Source organism: Paracoccus saliphilus (assembly GCF_028553805.1).
GTDB lineage: Bacteria > Pseudomonadota > Alphaproteobacteria > Rhodobacterales > Rhodobacteraceae > Paracoccus > Paracoccus saliphilus.
Map to the genome: position 1 here is coordinate 3,151,112 of NZ_CP067140.1, position 14,013 is coordinate 3,165,124.

16 protein-coding genes are annotated in these 14,013 nt (G+C 61.1%); 9 read left to right on the forward strand and 7 right to left on the reverse strand.

Annotation, left to right across the window (positions count from 1 at the left end; genetic code table 11):
* Positions 1 to 40: 40 nt before the first annotated feature.
* Positions 41 to 511 (reverse strand): Lrp/AsnC family transcriptional regulator, encoded by a 471-nt coding sequence (locus JHX88_RS15165; RefSeq protein WP_076526625.1) that lies wholly within the window; start codon positions 509 to 511, stop codon positions 41 to 43.
* A gap of 110 nt (positions 512 to 621) precedes the next feature.
* On the opposite strand from JHX88_RS15165, the gene putA reads away from it, so the two are divergent.
* A complete protein-coding gene (putA, locus tag JHX88_RS15170) occupies positions 622 to 4,029 on the forward strand; it encodes a bifunctional proline dehydrogenase/L-glutamate gamma-semialdehyde dehydrogenase PutA (RefSeq protein ID WP_076526571.1) in 3,408 nt (1,135 codons plus the stop codon).
* A gap of 198 nt (positions 4,030 to 4,227) precedes the next feature.
* Here putA and JHX88_RS15175 read toward each other — a convergent pair whose 3' ends face one another.
* Positions 4,228 to 4,464: a hypothetical protein gene (locus JHX88_RS15175; protein WP_076526626.1), complete on the reverse strand. Its 237-nt coding sequence runs from the start codon at positions 4,462 to 4,464 to the stop codon at positions 4,228 to 4,230.
* Between the two features lie 152 nt (positions 4,465 to 4,616).
* On the opposite strand from JHX88_RS15175, the gene JHX88_RS15180 reads away from it, so the two are divergent.
* On the forward strand, positions 4,617 to 5,351 hold the full coding sequence (locus JHX88_RS15180; protein WP_076526573.1) for a Crp/Fnr family transcriptional regulator: 735 nt from the start codon (positions 4,617 to 4,619) through the stop codon (positions 5,349 to 5,351).
* A gap of 22 nt (positions 5,352 to 5,373) precedes the next feature.
* On the opposite strand, the gene JHX88_RS15185 is transcribed toward JHX88_RS15180, so the two are convergent.
* A complete protein-coding gene (locus JHX88_RS15185; RefSeq protein WP_076526575.1) occupies positions 5,374 to 5,799 on the reverse strand; it encodes a hypothetical protein in 426 nt (141 codons plus the stop codon).
* A 343-nt stretch (positions 5,800 to 6,142) separates the two neighbouring features.
* Between JHX88_RS15185 and JHX88_RS15190 the strand changes: the two genes are divergently transcribed.
* From JHX88_RS15190 to JHX88_RS15215, 6 genes are all read left to right on the forward strand, one after another.
* On the forward strand, positions 6,143 to 6,457 hold the full coding sequence (locus JHX88_RS15190) for a hypothetical protein (protein WP_076526577.1): 315 nt from the start codon (positions 6,143 to 6,145) through the stop codon (positions 6,455 to 6,457).
* On the forward strand, positions 6,454 to 6,807 hold the full coding sequence (locus JHX88_RS15195) for a hypothetical protein (RefSeq protein WP_076526579.1): 354 nt from the start codon (positions 6,454 to 6,456) through the stop codon (positions 6,805 to 6,807). Before JHX88_RS15190 ends, JHX88_RS15195 begins: the two co-directional genes overlap by 4 nt.
* A 134-nt stretch (positions 6,808 to 6,941) precedes the next feature.
* Complete coding sequence (locus tag JHX88_RS15200; protein WP_076526581.1) at positions 6,942 to 7,748, forward strand: transglutaminase-like domain-containing protein; 807 nt, start codon at positions 6,942 to 6,944, stop codon at positions 7,746 to 7,748.
* 252 nt (positions 7,749 to 8,000) lie between these two features.
* Positions 8,001 to 8,207 carry a cold-shock protein gene (locus JHX88_RS15205; protein WP_076526583.1) on the forward strand — a complete coding sequence of 69 codons (207 nt, stop codon included), beginning with the start codon at positions 8,001 to 8,003 and terminating at the stop codon, positions 8,205 to 8,207.
* A 148-nt stretch (positions 8,208 to 8,355) separates the two neighbouring features.
* Entirely contained in the window at positions 8,356 to 8,613 is a 258-nt protein-coding gene (locus tag JHX88_RS15210; protein WP_176011451.1) for a DUF982 domain-containing protein, read from the forward strand.
* A 25-nt stretch (positions 8,614 to 8,638) separates the two neighbouring features.
* On the forward strand, positions 8,639 to 9,649 hold the full coding sequence (locus JHX88_RS15215; RefSeq protein ID WP_076526585.1) for a fatty acid desaturase: 1,011 nt from the start codon (positions 8,639 to 8,641) through the stop codon (positions 9,647 to 9,649).
* 207 nt (positions 9,650 to 9,856) lie between these two features.
* On the opposite strand, the gene JHX88_RS15220 is transcribed toward JHX88_RS15215, so the two are convergent.
* Positions 9,857 to 10,219, reverse strand: a complete 363-nt coding sequence (locus JHX88_RS15220) for a hypothetical protein (RefSeq protein WP_176011444.1) — start codon at positions 10,217 to 10,219, stop codon at positions 9,857 to 9,859.
* Between JHX88_RS15220 and JHX88_RS15225 the strand changes: the two genes are divergently transcribed.
* Complete coding sequence (locus tag JHX88_RS15225; RefSeq protein WP_076526589.1) at positions 10,143 to 10,922, forward strand: FadR/GntR family transcriptional regulator; 780 nt, start codon at positions 10,143 to 10,145, stop codon at positions 10,920 to 10,922. The two genes, JHX88_RS15220 and JHX88_RS15225, sit on opposite strands and share 77 nt — an antisense overlap.
* A 15-nt stretch (positions 10,923 to 10,937) precedes the next feature.
* Here JHX88_RS15225 and JHX88_RS15230 read toward each other — a convergent pair whose 3' ends face one another.
* The 3 genes from JHX88_RS15230 to JHX88_RS15240 all read right to left on the reverse strand — a co-directional run bounded on the left by JHX88_RS15230 (position 10,938) and on the right by JHX88_RS15240 (position 14,000).
* Entirely contained in the window at positions 10,938 to 11,768 is an 831-nt protein-coding gene (locus JHX88_RS15230; protein ID WP_076526591.1) for a carbohydrate ABC transporter permease, read from the reverse strand.
* Entirely contained in the window at positions 11,765 to 12,652 is an 888-nt protein-coding gene (locus JHX88_RS15235; RefSeq protein ID WP_076526593.1) for a carbohydrate ABC transporter permease, read from the reverse strand. The genes JHX88_RS15230 and JHX88_RS15235 overlap by 4 nt, the downstream gene beginning before the upstream one ends.
* A gap of 61 nt (positions 12,653 to 12,713) precedes the next feature.
* A complete protein-coding gene (locus JHX88_RS15240; protein WP_076526595.1) occupies positions 12,714 to 14,000 on the reverse strand; it encodes an extracellular solute-binding protein in 1,287 nt (428 codons plus the stop codon).
* Positions 14,001 to 14,013 lie beyond the last annotated feature (13 nt).

Consider the following 14,013-nt stretch of genomic DNA (forward strand, 5'->3'; position numbering starts at 1 on the left):
AACAAAGACCGGCTGGCGGCACGATCCCGTGCCGCCCCGCTCATTCCTCTGGCGAGAGCCAGTTCTGCTCGATCACGGCCTCCATCGACACATAGCTGGAGGTGCCGCTGACATGCGGCAGGGTCGAGATCTTCTCTCCCATGATGCGGCGAAAATCGGCCATGTCGCGTGACCGAAGCTTCACCAGGTAATCGAAACCTCCGGCGATCATGTAGCATTCCTCGACCTCGGGGATCAGGCGGATGGCGGCGTTGAACTGTTCCAGCGCGCGTTGCCGCGTATCGCTCAGGCGGATCTCCATATAGGTCACATGGGTCAGCCCCAGCTTCAGGGGCGACAGGATCGCGCGATAGCCGGTGATCAGCCCCATCTCCTCCATCTGCCTGATACGGGCAGCCACCGGGGTCTTCGACAGGCCGACCTTTCGCGCCAATTCGCTGATCGGAATGCGGGCATTGGCGACCAGCTCGGCCAGGATCTTGCGATTGGCAATGTCCAACTCATCCGTCATCTCCTGAATACCCCACGAAATTAGGTCTATCTGACCACCAATATCATCATATTCGGTCACTTCGACCATGACTTATCCGGTATCACGCGAAAAATGACAAGGAGACCGCCATGACCGTGACCGATCCGATCGCCTTCTCGCCGGATGCCAAGTTTCGCCCCCAGGATGCCCTGCTGCAGGAACTGGTCGCCCAAGCCGCGTTGAGCGAGACGGATCGTGAACGGATCACCCGCCGGGCCGCCGATCTGGTCCGCCGCATCCGAACCGAGGCCAAGCCGACATTGATGGAGCATTTCCTGTCGGAATACGGGCTTTCGACCAGCGAGGGCGTGGCGCTGATGTGCCTGGCCGAGGCGATGCTGCGGGTTCCCGACCGGATGACCATCGATGCGCTGATCGAGGACAAGATCGCCCCCTCGGACTGGGGCAAGCATCTGGGCGAGGCGTCGTCGCCCCTGGTCAATGCCTCGACCTGGGCATTGATGCTGACCGGCAAGGTCCTGGATGACGAGCAGCCGGGCATGGCGGGGACGCTGCGCGGGGCGGTCAGGCGCCTTGGAGAGCCGGTGATCCGCACCGCCGTGGGGCGCGCGATGAAGGAAATGGGGCGGCAATTCGTTTTGGGGCAAAGCATCGGCAAGGCGCTGACACGCGCCGAAACCCGCGAAGCGCAGGGCTATAGCTACAGCTACGACATGCTGGGCGAGGCGGCGATGACGGCGGCGGATGCAGCGCGCTATGCCCGCGCCTATTCCGATGCCATCGCCGCGATCGCGGGGGCCTGCAACCGGGGTTCGGTGCAGGACAATCCCGGCATCTCGATCAAGCTGTCGGCGCTGCATCCGCGTTACGAGGTGGCGCAGGAAGAGCGGGTGCTGAGCGAGTTGGTCCCGGTGGTGCTCGAACTGGCGCAACAGGCCAGGGCCGCGGGCATGGGCATGAATATCGACGCCGAGGAACAGGACCGGCTGGTTATCTCGCTGAAGGTGATCGAGGCGGTTCTGTCCGATCCCTCGCTTGCCGGATGGGACGGTTTCGGCGTCGTCGTGCAGGCTTATGGCAAGCGCGCGGGAGAAACCATCGACTGGCTCTATCGCACCGCCGAAAGGCTGGACCGCAGGATCATGGTGCGGCTGGTCAAGGGCGCCTATTGGGATACCGAGATCAAGCATGCGCAGGTCGAGGGGTTGGCGGATTTCCCGCTGTTCACCAGCAAGGCTGCGACCGATGTCAGCTATATCGCCAATGCGCGAAAGCTGATCGGCTATGCCGACCGCATCTATCCGCAATTCGCCACCCATAACGCCCAGACCGTCGCGGCGATCCTCGAGATGGCCGGGGAGATCGATTACGAGTTTCAGCGCCTGCACGGGATGGGAGAGCGGCTGCATGATATCGTGCTGCGCGAAACCGGGGGGCGCTGCCGCATCTATGCGCCGGTCGGGGCGCATCGCGACCTGCTGGCCTATCTGGTCCGGCGCCTGCTGGAAAACGGCGCGAACTCCTCTTTCGTCAACCAGATCGTCGATGAGGACGTCAGCCCAGAAGAGGTCGCCCACGATCCTTTCAAGGAACTGCACGTGGCGAAACCGCCTTCGGGTCTCGTCGCGCCGCATGCGCTGTTCGGCGCGGACAGGCCTAATTCGGCAGGTTTCGACCTGACCGACGAACCCACCCTGGCCCGCATCGAGGCCGCGCGCAATGTGATACTGTCCGATGCCGCGCCGCTGACCGTCTCGGAACCCACCGGTTCTGCCGGTCCGGTCGTCAACTCGGTCACAGGCGAGGCCATCGCGCAGGTGACCTGCGCCGATATGGCGACCACCACCCGCGCCATCGATGAGGCGCGGATATGGGATGCCCCACCCGCCACGCGCGCCGCCGTCTTGCGCCGCGCCGCCGATCTCTACGAACGGCATTTCGGCGAGATCTTCGCCATTCTCGGGCAGGAAGCCGGGAAATCCCTGCCGGATGCGGTGGGAGAGTTGCGCGAGGCGGTGGATTTCCTGCGCTATTATGCATTGCAGGGCGAAGCCGCCGCCGGAACACCGCGCGGAATCATCACCGCGATCAGCCCGTGGAATTTCCCGCTGGCGATCTTCACCGGCCAGATCGCGGCCGCATTGATGGCCGGGAACGCCGTGCTGGCCAAACCGGCCGAGCAGACCCCGCTGGTCGCCGCCCTCGCCATCCGCCTGCTGCATGAGGCGGGCGTGCCGCGCAGCGCGCTGCAATTCCTGCCGGGCAAGGGCTCGACAGTCGGTGCGGCGCTAACCTCGGACCCGCGCATCGCGGGCGTCGTCTTTACCGGATCGACCGACACGGCGCGGATCATCGCGCGGGGCATGGCCGACAAGCTTGCCCCCGGCACACCGCTGATCGCCGAAACGGGCGGCCTGAACGCGATGATCGTCGATTCCACCGCGCTCCCGGAACAGGCGGTGCGCGACATCATCGCCTCGTCCTTCCAGTCCGCCGGTCAGCGGTGCTCGGCGCTGCGCTGTCTTTACGTGCAGGAGGACGTCGCGCCCCTGTTGATCGAGATGATCAAGGGCGCGATGGACCAGCTGAGCCTGGGCGATCCGTGGAAGCTGTCCACCGATGTCGGCCCGGTGATCGATGCCGAGGCACAGGCCGGGATCGCGGCCTATATCGAGACGCGCGGCAACAGTATCCTGCATCAGGTCAAGGCACCCGAACAGGGATATTTCGTGCCGCCGACCCTGCTGAAGGTGAACGGCATCGCCGATCTGGAACGCGAGATCTTCGGGCCGGTCCTGCATGTCGCCACATACCGAAACCGCGACCTCGGGAAGGTGATTGGCGATATCAATGCGCGCGGTTTCGGCCTGACTTTCGGCCTGCACAGCCGCATCGATTCCCGCGTGCAAGAGGTTTCCGATGCCGTTCATACCGGCAATGTCTATGTGAACCGGAACCAGATCGGAGCCGTGGTGGGCAGCCAGCCCTTCGGTGGCGAGGGTCTGTCCGGCACCGGCCCCAAGGCGGGCGGTCCGAACTACCTGCCGCGCTTCCTTGCACCCCGGGCTGCGACGGTTCCGGCCAATGACTGGCAGACAGAGGCCGATGAGGGCCAGATCCGTGCCCGGCTGGCCGCCCTGGCATCCCGCAAGATCGGTGAACGGATCATGCCCGGACCGACAGGAGAGCTGAACCGGCTGTCCATGCATGCCCGCCCCCCGGTCCTGTGTCTCGGACCCGGCAATGAAGCGGTGAATGCCCAGATCGCCGCGGTTGAGGCCATTGGCGGTCAGGCGGCCGGGCTTGAGGGCCAGCTGCCACCCGAGGCGTTACGGCAACTCTCTAGCTTCTCGGCGGCGCTGTGGTGGGGCGGCGAGGCGCAAGGCCGGGAATATGCCCGTGCCCTGGCCGGTCGCGAAGGCGAGATCGTGCAACTGATCTGCGCTTCGCCCGATCTGGCCCATGTCGCGCATGAGCGGCATCTCTGCGTGGACACCACCGCAGCCGGCGGTAATGCCGCGCTGCTGGCTGGATAGGAATGACCAAGGGCCCCGCCGCGGCCTGGGGCCCTTCGGGTTCTCCTCCTGTGCTCGCAACCTCCAGCCGGGAAACCCGCTCATCACATGCAAGCCGTTCCGACGAACGGCACTGGTTTTGCACAGCCCCGAAAACGGCATTTCTGCGGCAATGAGCAAGGCGGCCAGTCGCATAACCTCGTGGTTTTCCGAGGCACCTTACGGTCGTCGAACCGAGTTCCCGCCCGCAATGATCTGATTGATCATGTCGGCGACGGCCCGGTGCATTTCCATTTCAGCATCCGATCCGGTCGCGTTTTCGTGGGTTGACGCGGCATCGCTTAGAACCCCAATGATTTCGTGTTCTGGAAGCAGCCTGTTGTCATTCATGGCAAGCATAAGCGCTTCGCAGATGGAAAGGGCTGCAACTCCTGAATAATCTGTCGGGCCAGACATGCCGGACTGTCCTTTCTGCGGAAGAATGGTCAGGACCAGAGACGACCCGACGAACCTCGCCATCCTCGCAGGATTTGCGGTAGGCTGAACTGATCGAAAGCAGTCTTGCGCCGAAACGCCCGGCAATCAATCATCGCTTCTGGAGTGGCCTTTTGAACAGAACCGAAAATAGCCCCCTTGCCCGTAAGCTGGCCGCCTTTGTCGCCTTGTCGCCCGACGAATTCGCGGCCCTGAAGCAATTGCATCAGCGTCGCAGGACCTTTGTCGCCGGACGTGACATGGTTCATCAGGGACAATCGGATCAGGCCGCCTATATTCTCGAGTCCGGTTGGGTCTGCTCTTACAAGATCATGTCCGACGGCGCCCGCCAGATCGTGGACTTCCAGATTCCGGGGGATTTCCTGGGGTTGCGCAGCGTATTGCTTCAAACCTCGGATCATAGCATCGAGCCGATCACCGACATTCAGGCCGTCGAGGTTCTGGTGGACGATCTTCTGGGCGCCTTTGCACAGACACCACGGCTGGCAGCAGCCATCCTTTGGGCCGCTTCACGGGACGAGGCGATGGTCGTCGAACATCTCGTCGGTGTCGGACGGCGCGACGCGAATGCACGCATGGCGCATTTCCTGCTCGAACTCGGGGCCCGGTTGGCGCTTGTGGGCATGGGAGGCAAGGAAGGATATGCTTGCCCGTTGACGCAGTATCATCTTGCCGATGCGCTTGGACTGAGCGCGGTGCATGTCAACCGGGTCCTGCGGCAGTTGCGGGAAGATGGGCTGGTCACATTCCGCGATGGGCAGGTGACAATCCACGATTACGACCGTCTCGTCACCTTGGCAGAGTTCGATCCCGCATATCTGGATCAGACGGGACCGATCCTGAAGTGACAGGGCCGCATCCGGGCCGGCATCACTCTCCGGTCTCGGAACCGCCCAGGAAGAATATCTGCGCCAGAATCAGAAGGATCATGGCAACCGCGAAAATCCTGCCGCCAGAGATCGTCATCCATGGCGCTTCCCCGGTTTCAGTTATCCTCGAGGCACGGAGAGACGAAGCTTCGGGAAGCAGCCGGGTCAATTCGCCTGCAACCGCTGCATGTTCACGAAGCAGCGCGGGGATATCCCGAACCTTGGACAGCGCCGAGCTCAGGCGATCATGCGCAGCGTCCCGTGACAGCATCGCAAGCTCTGACGCCTCTTTCCAGGGATCGAGCCCAAGTCTCGCGAGTGTCGAGAGAACGGTCACATCCTGTCCGTTTCTATCCTCGCCGACCGTGGCATATAGAAAGCGATCGAAATCGCTTCCGTCGGGCTTCAGATAACTGGCCGTGGACATGATGTTCTCCTGCTTTCGACGGATGGCGGGTTGTTGCACCATGCCGCCGCTTGTGACGAGTTTCTGATCGAAGGCGTTGGGGAAGAATTTTCCGGATCACCTTGATCCTACCATCTCGAATTCGGCTCCGCCTTGATGCAGATCAGTTGAGATCCGGGCGGATATATGCATTTCCGTGAACGGACCTGATCCCAAAAGAGTTCGAGAGAAGCTAACACCGATCAGCACGGGATGACCGGGTTGAGAGTAGCGTTATCCATATCGCCAAGCCGCATTCTGCCGCAGCCATCAAGCTTGCGGCGGCAGGTGGCGCAAACAGGCGGGAAGCTCATGGAGGCTCGGGATGATAATGCGGTCGACCACGTCGATGGTCACATTCTCTCACCCATTCACCTTGTCCGGCTACCCGGACGAGCTTCCGGCAGGCGAATACGAGGTCATCGTGGAAGAGGAACTTCTGCAGGGGCTGAGTTTCGAAGCCTATCGCCGAACGGCCACTCATCTGATGGTTCACGGACGCAAAGGCAAGGCAGGCATCACCGAGATGCGCCAGATCAGCAAGACGGATCTGGAAACGGCGCTCAACCGCGATGGGGCGCTCGCCGGTAACAACGATAATCGCGACGCGGCGCGAATACAGCAGGAGAACTTGAAATGAATACTCCCGAATGGCTGAAACCCGGCATTTACGGCGCCCTGACCGGTGCTGTCTTTGTCGCCATCGTCGGCTTCACCTGGGGCGGTTGGGTCACCGGCGGCGGCGCCAACAAGATGGCCATGGACATGGCCCATGACGACGTGATCGCGGCACTGGTCCCGGTCTGTGTCGATATGTCCCGCAGCGACACGGATCGGGCATCGAAGATCGCGACGATCCAGGAGGCCTCGACCTACCAGAGACGCAGTGCGTTGATGGAAACCGGTTGGGCAACGGTTCCGGGCTCGGAAGAACCCAACCGGGACCTGGCGCAGGCTTGCGTCACGGCACTCGAACTCGACGCTGCGTGATGGCGGCGGGTGGGGATCGAATGGCAAACCCATGCATATCGTTGCGGCAATGGTTCCCGCCGGGCCTTTCGTCTCGTGACGGATGGCCCCGCGACGAGCTTGCCGTCGATACGCATGACGGAAGGAGCTGATATATGCGGATAAGCCTGGGCTGCCGTTTTCGATACGAGTTCGCGCAAGCGACACCGATGATCGCGATGCTCAACGTGCATTACTCCCGTTTCGGAGATCTGGAGCGGCCCGACTATCTGACGACATTCCCCGCCGTCCCGCTGGACAGCTATCGGGATGGCTACGGGAACTGGTGCACGCGGCTGGTCGCGCCCGGGGGGCACTTCACCTTGTCGACCGATAGTGTCTCGCGAGACCTTGGCACGACCGATCCCGTTTCACCGGGCCTGAAACAGCATCTTGTCGAAGAGCTGCCCTCGGAAACGGTCGTCTTTCTTCTTGGAAGCCGCTACTGCGACACCGATCTCTTGTCCGAGGAAGCCTGGCGGCTGTTCGGGAATACCGAGCCGGGCTGGGCGCGGGTAGAGGCCATTTGCACCTTCGTGCATCGCCATGTCCGCTTCGGATACGAACACGCGCGCGCGACCCGCACCGCATCCCAGGCCTTTGCCGAGGGACATGGGGTTTGCCGTGATTTCACGCATCTGGCAATCACCTTCTGCCGCTGCATGAATATCCCGGCACGCTACTGCACCGGCTATCTCAGCGATATCGGCGAGCCGAAGCCACATCCGCCGGGGGATTTCGCGGCCTGGATGGAGGTCTATCTGCAAGGACAGTGGCGGATGTTCGACCCGCGCAACAACACGCCCCGGATTGCCCGTATTCTCGTCGCCCGCGGTCGCGATGCCGCGGATGTTCCCCTGGTCCTTACATTCGGTGAAAACAAGCTGACGGAATTCAAGGTCTGGACGGAAGAAATAGAATAGCCCGTCACGGCGGCCCGCGCATGTCGCAGCCATGGGAAGGTCCCAAGGATGAGCGGAATAAAGGGACGCTGAATTGCAGAATCGCAGTTTTCCATCACGGGGGCTTGCAATGGAATCGGTGCGTCCCTACCTAGGAGGTGCAAAGCATCTTCTTTCGACCTTCTGTTTCCTAACGGCCTCAGGCGATCTCTAGACGACTCTGAGCCGGGCCATCGCATAGTGTGGATGGCAAACAAACTAGGAGACATCACGATGGCCAATGGCACCGTGAAATGGTTCAACCCCCAAAAAGGCTTCGGCTTCATCGCTCCCGAGCATGGCTCGAAGGATGTGTTCGTTCACATCTCCACGCTTGAACGCGCCGGGCTGCAAGAGCTCAACGATGGACAAGCCGTGACTTTCGACGTCGAAAGCGGCCGGGACGGCCGCGAATCCGCGATCAATCTCGCACTGGCATAAGCCTCTGCTTGAATGAACAGAGAGGCGGGGGCGGTCCTTGGACCGGTCCCGCCTCTGCAATTTATACGGGCCCGCGGCATTTCAATACGGGCACCGAGAGTATTATCTGGACGGACAGAACTTGATAGAGATCAACTGGGGAAATCCCATGACATTCGTCGTTTCACCCGAAGGCGACACACAAAAGATCAGCACGATCGAACAGGCCTTTTACTGGCTTCGCAAGAAATGGCCGGTCACCGATCACAACCGCGATTTCGCGCTCGATCGGATCGATGCCGCCATGCATTGCCTGGTGACGGTCGAAGACGCACGCAATGCCTTCCTTTCGGCCGCGAGAAGCGCGGGCTTCATGCCGGGCGGCATCGCGCGCCCGGGCGGCGGCCATTCACAACAGATGACTTGAAAACAAGGCATCGACGTCACTCCAAATGAAAGATCACCGGTTGCAAGCTACTGAATGGACCCGGATCCTCGTCAAATACCGCGAACCGATCCTCTCCCGCAGCATTTTCGAATTGGCCGTCACGCTTGGCCCCTTCGTGGCGATCTGGGCCCTTGCCTGGTGGACGCTCTCGATCAGCCCGTGGCTGGCGGCAGCGCTGGCCCTGATAAATGCGGCCTTCCTGGTGCGATTGTTCATGATCCAGCACGATTGCGGTCATGGCGCTTTTTTCAAGCACCGCCCGCTCGGCGATTGGATAGGTCGAATTCTCGGAGTGCTGACGCTGACGCCATATGACGTATGGCGGAAAAACCATTCGATCCACCATGCGACGACCGGCAATCTGGACCGGCGCGGCACCGGTGACCTGCCGACCCTGACAGTCAGGGAATATCGGGCGAAATCATGGCTCGGCCGCGCCATGTACCGGTTGGTTCGCAATCCGGTCTTTCTATTCGGAATCGCCCCGATCTACTTGTTTTTCCTGCAGAACCGCCTGCCCATCGGCCAGATGCAGACAGGGCGGAGATATTGGATCAGCGCCATGGCGACCAATGCCGCAATCGGCGCGGTCCTCGGGTTGATCCTATGGCTTGGCGGCATGAATGTGCTGCTTTTCGTGTTTCTGCCGACAACGATCATGGCGGCGATCACGGGTGTATGGTTCTTTTATGTTCAGCATCAGTTCGAAGACACGGTCTGGGACAACGAGGAAGACTGGAACCTGCATGATGCCGCCTTCAGCGGAAGCTCGCATTACGACCTGCCCGGCATCCTGCGATGGATGACCGCGAATATCGGCGTCCACCATGTGCATCATCTGGCCAGCCGCATCCCCTTCTATCGCCTTGGCGAGGCGATAAGGGACCACGATCTTCTCGCGCAGTCCAAGCGCATCACGCTTTGGGAAAGCTTCCGTTGCGCCCGGCTTCATCTCTGGGACGAACAGAGCCGCAAGCTATTGTCGTTTTCGGATGCCCGGGCCCTGCCCGCCTGATTTTCATGCGGGTCATACCCATGCCCGTTCGCGAAATTGCCGGAACGGTTCTGCCAGCAACTGATATGGATCAGCCCGCGACTTCTGTTTCCATGTAATTGTGCAAAATCGTGTGTGTCCGCACATCACGTGATCGCCAAACCCGCACCTCGCCCTAGCCATTCGGCGAGCATCGGGTTCGGCGGCAATGTCACAGTTTCAAGCAAATCAGGAGAACGACATGGCAAAGGGCAAAAGCCGTCGCGGCAGAGAAGAAAAGAAACCGAAGCAAAAGAAGACCGAGACCGCTCCGGTCCCCTCGTTCAGCACCAACTTGAATATCGGAACGAAACCGAAGCCCAAGAAAAACTGATCCGGCATTCCCGGTTCGGCAGCAGATCTGTTTGCCTGCTTTCCGTCTTTTCCTGATGAGCGCGGCAAGTTCGCGCGCATGCAGGACAAATTGTCGAATTTCCTTGCTGCATTGCCTGACATTGGCAGGTAGATTCCGTTTATGTCGGACAATTCGAAAATCACATCCCCCGCTTTCGACGCATCGAACAGGCCGGAACAGAGGAAAAACGAATCCATCGCCGATTGGCTCGGCCGACGGATCGTTTCCGGTGCGATCGGGCCGGATGAGACCGTTCCGAAGGAAATGGATTTCCTCGCCGAGACCGGGATATCCAGGGGCGCCTACCGCGAAGCACTGCGCAGGCTGGCGGGCAAGGGAATGCTGGTCACCAAGACCCGCAGCGGCACCCGTGTCGCCCCGCGCGAGAAATGGTCCCTGCTCGACCCGGACGTGGTTCGCTGGAGCTTTGAAAGCGGCGCGCCCCCGGATTGGTATATCCGGGCGATCTATGAATTGCGCGCGATGATCGAACCCCCGGCGGCGGCCTTCGCGGCCGAGCGCCGAAGCGAGGACGATCTGCGGCTGTTCCGCGACGCGCTGCATTCGATGCGCTATTGCGACATGACCGAGGAAAGCTGGCACAATGCCGATGCAAGCTTTCACCGTGCGATCCTGATCAGTTCCCATAACCCGGTGCTGCTGTCGCTGGAGGCGGGGATCTGTGCCGCCGTCGCCTTTACCACGGCGTTCCGCTATCGCGACATGCCGAACCCGCATACGCGCAACCCGGTCGAGGAACATGCTGCCGTGTTCGAGCGGATCGAGGCGCGCGACTCTGTCGGTGCGCGCCAGTTGATGACCGGGCTGGTCGATACCGCACTGCTCGATTCCAGGGGCACCACGGTATTCGATCTCGGGCTGCCGACGCTCAAGATCTGAGCGCCGACCCTAGGCTCAGCCCTTGACGCCGGAAGAGATCATCACCGCCTCGGTCACCTTTTTCTGGAAGATCAGATAGGCGATGACCACCGGCGCAGCGGCCAGAAGCGCAACCGACATGATCCGCGCATAGGCCACGCCGAATGCGTCATTGACTTGGGTGATCCCGACCGGAATCGTCATCATGTCCTCGGTCGTGATGACAAGGAAGGGCCATAGGAACGAGTTCCAGGACATGATGAAGGTAATGATGCCAAGCGCGGTGGTAATCCCCCAGTTCAGCGGCAGATAGACGCGGAACAAGAGGGTATAATCCCCGCCGCCATCGAGGACGACGGCTTCCTTCATCTCCTTGGGGACGGCATCGAAGAACTGCTTGTAGACGATGATCACCACCGGCACGACAAGCTGCGGCAGGATGATCCCACCCCATTTATTGATCAAACCAAGATCGTTCATCAGCACGAATTGCGGCACCACCAGCGCCTGCGCCGGAACCATGAAACTGGCCAGAACGATGCCGTAAAGCAGCCTGCGGCCCGGAAATTCCATCTGGCTCAGCGCATAGGCGCACATCATGCCGGTGACCAGCACGATCAGGGTGATGAGAACCGAGGTGCCGATGGAGTTGATATACCAGTCGATCAGGCTGGTGTTGAACAGCGCATCCACATAGGAGCTGATATTGAACTCGTCCGGCAGCAGCCCCGCCCCCTCGGACACCACCCGGTCCTCCGAGCGGATCGAGGTGACAAAGGCCCAGTAGAGCGGAAAGACCCAGATGATCCCCGCCACAAGGGTGATGCAGGTCAGGGCGATATTCTCGACGCGGCGCTGGTGGTTCATTTGCCTTTCCCTCCGATGCGCAGGATCTGAAATTGCAGGACAGAGATCACCACGATCAGCAGGAACAGAACCAGCGAGATCGCCGCCGCGTAGCCGCCGTGATTAAGCTGGAAAGCCTCGCGATAGACCATCAGCAGCAAGACGTAACTGGAGTTGAAGGGTCCGCCCTCGGATAGCAGGTAGATCTGGTCGAAGATTTTCAATTGCAGGATCAGTTGCAGCGTCAGCACCAGTGCCGTCACCGGCCACAGAAGCGGCCATGTGATCCGCCAGAACAATTGCCGCCTCGTGGCGCCGTCAAGCGCGGCAGCTTCGTAGAGTTCGGTGGGGATATTGCGCAGACCGGCAAGGAACAGCAGCACGTTGAACCCATTGGTCCACCAGATGGTCACGGTGGCGACGGTGGGCATGACCCAATTTGGATTCTTGAAGACCGGCACGGATTTACCGGTAAAGAACTCGATGACGGGTTGCAGGATCCCGAACTGGAAATCCAGCATCCAGGCCCAGATCTGCGTGACCACGGATACCGGCAGCACATAAGGCGTGAAGAACATCACCAGCACCAGCGCCTGCATCCGCCCCGACAGGCGGTTCACGGCCAACGCGATGCCAAGCGCGATCACCGTGGTCGGGATCACCGTCAACAGCACGAAATAGCCGTTATTGACAACCGAGGTATAGAACAGCTTGTCCGAGAAAAGCCGGATGTAATTGTCCAGCCCGATCCACTCTCCCCCGCCGATCAGCGGCGCGTTGGTAAAGCTCATCCGGACGACCTCGACCACCGGATAGGCAAAGACCAGCGCGAAGATCGCCACGAATGGCAGGATCAGTGAAACGGCCACCAGCCTGTGCCGCGCCTTGTTCCGGATCATCGCCATGTTCTACCCCATACCCCTTGCCAATGCGGCCCCCGCACGCGGTGCGCGCGGGGGTAATCAGTCAGTTCATGCGGCTTTGCAGTTCCGATTTCACCTGCTCGACAGCCTCTTCGGGCGACATGTAGCCGTGCATGGCGGGCGAGATGATGTTCTCTGCCGCGTCATAGGCGGGAGAGGCGACACCGGCGACTTCGCTGCGCGGATCGTAGGTCGCCCGGTCGGCCAGCGTCGCATAGGTGGCGTTGGGCTGCATGGTAGTGAACTCCTCGCTTTCCGCCACCGGCTTGTAGGCCGGGATATGCCCGGCTCCGGCCCAGGAAATCGCGTGTTTCTCCATCCAGCCGATGACCGTCATGACGGCCTCGCGCTTTTCGGGCGACATCTCCTTGTCACCCTGATGCGGGATGGCGAATGCATGGCTGTCGGCCCAGGTGGTCTGGCTGTCCATCAGCTTGGGCACCTCGACCGCGCCCCATTCGAAGCCCAGCTTGCCGCCCTCTTCGAGATCCTTCATCGTCGGGACTTCCCATACACCGTTCAACTGGAACGCCGATTTGCCCGAGGTGAACAGGGCGACAGAGGCCTCGTACAGCGCCTGTTCGGGCTGCCAGCCCTCTTCATGCCACTTGGTCATGATCTCGACGGCCTTGACCGCCTTGTCGGTGCTGTCTCCGGGCAAAACCTCGCCATCTTCCGAGATCAGTGTGCCGCCCTGCTGCGCGAGAAGCGTATAGAAGACGCGATAGGCGCCACCGTCGTCGCCGGTTGCATAGGTCAGCGGGGTTTCCGAGCCATTCTCGGCCGCAACCTGCATCGCCTCTTCGAAGTCAGCGACGCTTTCGATGCCGGTCAGGTTGCCCTCTTCGTCAAGGAAGCGCGATCCTTCGAGGAAGGACTTGTTATAGTAGAGCACGATCGAATGAATATCGAAGGGCACCGCGTGAAGCTGGCCCGAAGGGTCGCGGGCGGCGTCGAGCGCGGTCTCGAAGAAATCCCCCTCGCTCAGGCCGGCGGCCTGCAGGTCGTCCTCGGTGATCGGCGACAGCACGCCTTCGCTCAGGCCCAGGGGCATGCGGGACAGGTGATAAGTCATCACGTCCGGCCCCTGCCCGACAGCGGCCGAGGTCCGCACCTTGCTGTAGAAAGGCACACCCCATTCCAGCGACGTGGCCTTGACCTCGATATCCGGATGCTCGGCGTTGAATTCGTCGATCAGCGCCTTCATGCGAACGCCGTCCCCTCCGACGAAGAAGTCCCACCAGGTCACGGTCTGCTGCGCCCATGCGGGCGACATCGCGCCCAGGACCGCCGCCACGGCGGAAGCCGTTACAAATGTCTTGATCTTCATTGGTTTTCCTCTC

Coding starts and splice junctions, on each gene's coding strand:
- JHX88_RS15165 (WP_076526625.1), bottom strand. CDS start 511: ATGACGGATGAGTTGGACATTGCCAATCGCAAGATCCTGGCCGAGCTG.
- putA (WP_076526571.1), top strand. CDS start 622: ATGACCGTGACCGATCCGATCGCCTTCTCGCCGGATGCCAAGTTTCGC.
- JHX88_RS15175 (WP_076526626.1), bottom strand. CDS start 4,464: ATGTCTGGCCCGACAGATTATTCAGGAGTTGCAGCCCTTTCCATCTGC.
- JHX88_RS15185 (WP_076526575.1), bottom strand. CDS start 5,799: ATGTCCACGGCCAGTTATCTGAAGCCCGACGGAAGCGATTTCGATCGC.
- JHX88_RS15190 (WP_076526577.1), top strand. CDS start 6,143: ATGATAATGCGGTCGACCACGTCGATGGTCACATTCTCTCACCCATTC.
- JHX88_RS15195 (WP_076526579.1), top strand. CDS start 6,454: ATGAATACTCCCGAATGGCTGAAACCCGGCATTTACGGCGCCCTGACC.
- JHX88_RS15200 (WP_076526581.1), top strand. CDS start 6,942: ATGCGGATAAGCCTGGGCTGCCGTTTTCGATACGAGTTCGCGCAAGCG.
- JHX88_RS15205 (WP_076526583.1), top strand. CDS start 8,001: ATGGCCAATGGCACCGTGAAATGGTTCAACCCCCAAAAAGGCTTCGGC.
- JHX88_RS15210 (WP_176011451.1), top strand. CDS start 8,356: ATGACATTCGTCGTTTCACCCGAAGGCGACACACAAAAGATCAGCACG.
- JHX88_RS15215 (WP_076526585.1), top strand. CDS start 8,639: ATGAAAGATCACCGGTTGCAAGCTACTGAATGGACCCGGATCCTCGTC.
- JHX88_RS15225 (WP_076526589.1), top strand. CDS start 10,143: ATGTCGGACAATTCGAAAATCACATCCCCCGCTTTCGACGCATCGAAC.
- JHX88_RS15220 (WP_176011444.1), bottom strand. CDS start 10,219: ATGGATTCGTTTTTCCTCTGTTCCGGCCTGTTCGATGCGTCGAAAGCG.
- JHX88_RS15230 (WP_076526591.1), bottom strand. CDS start 11,768: ATGAACCACCAGCGCCGCGTCGAGAATATCGCCCTGACCTGCATCACC.
- JHX88_RS15235 (WP_076526593.1), bottom strand. CDS start 12,652: ATGGCGATGATCCGGAACAAGGCGCGGCACAGGCTGGTGGCCGTTTCA.
- JHX88_RS15240 (WP_076526595.1), bottom strand. CDS start 14,000: ATGAAGATCAAGACATTTGTAACGGCTTCCGCCGTGGCGGCGGTCCTG.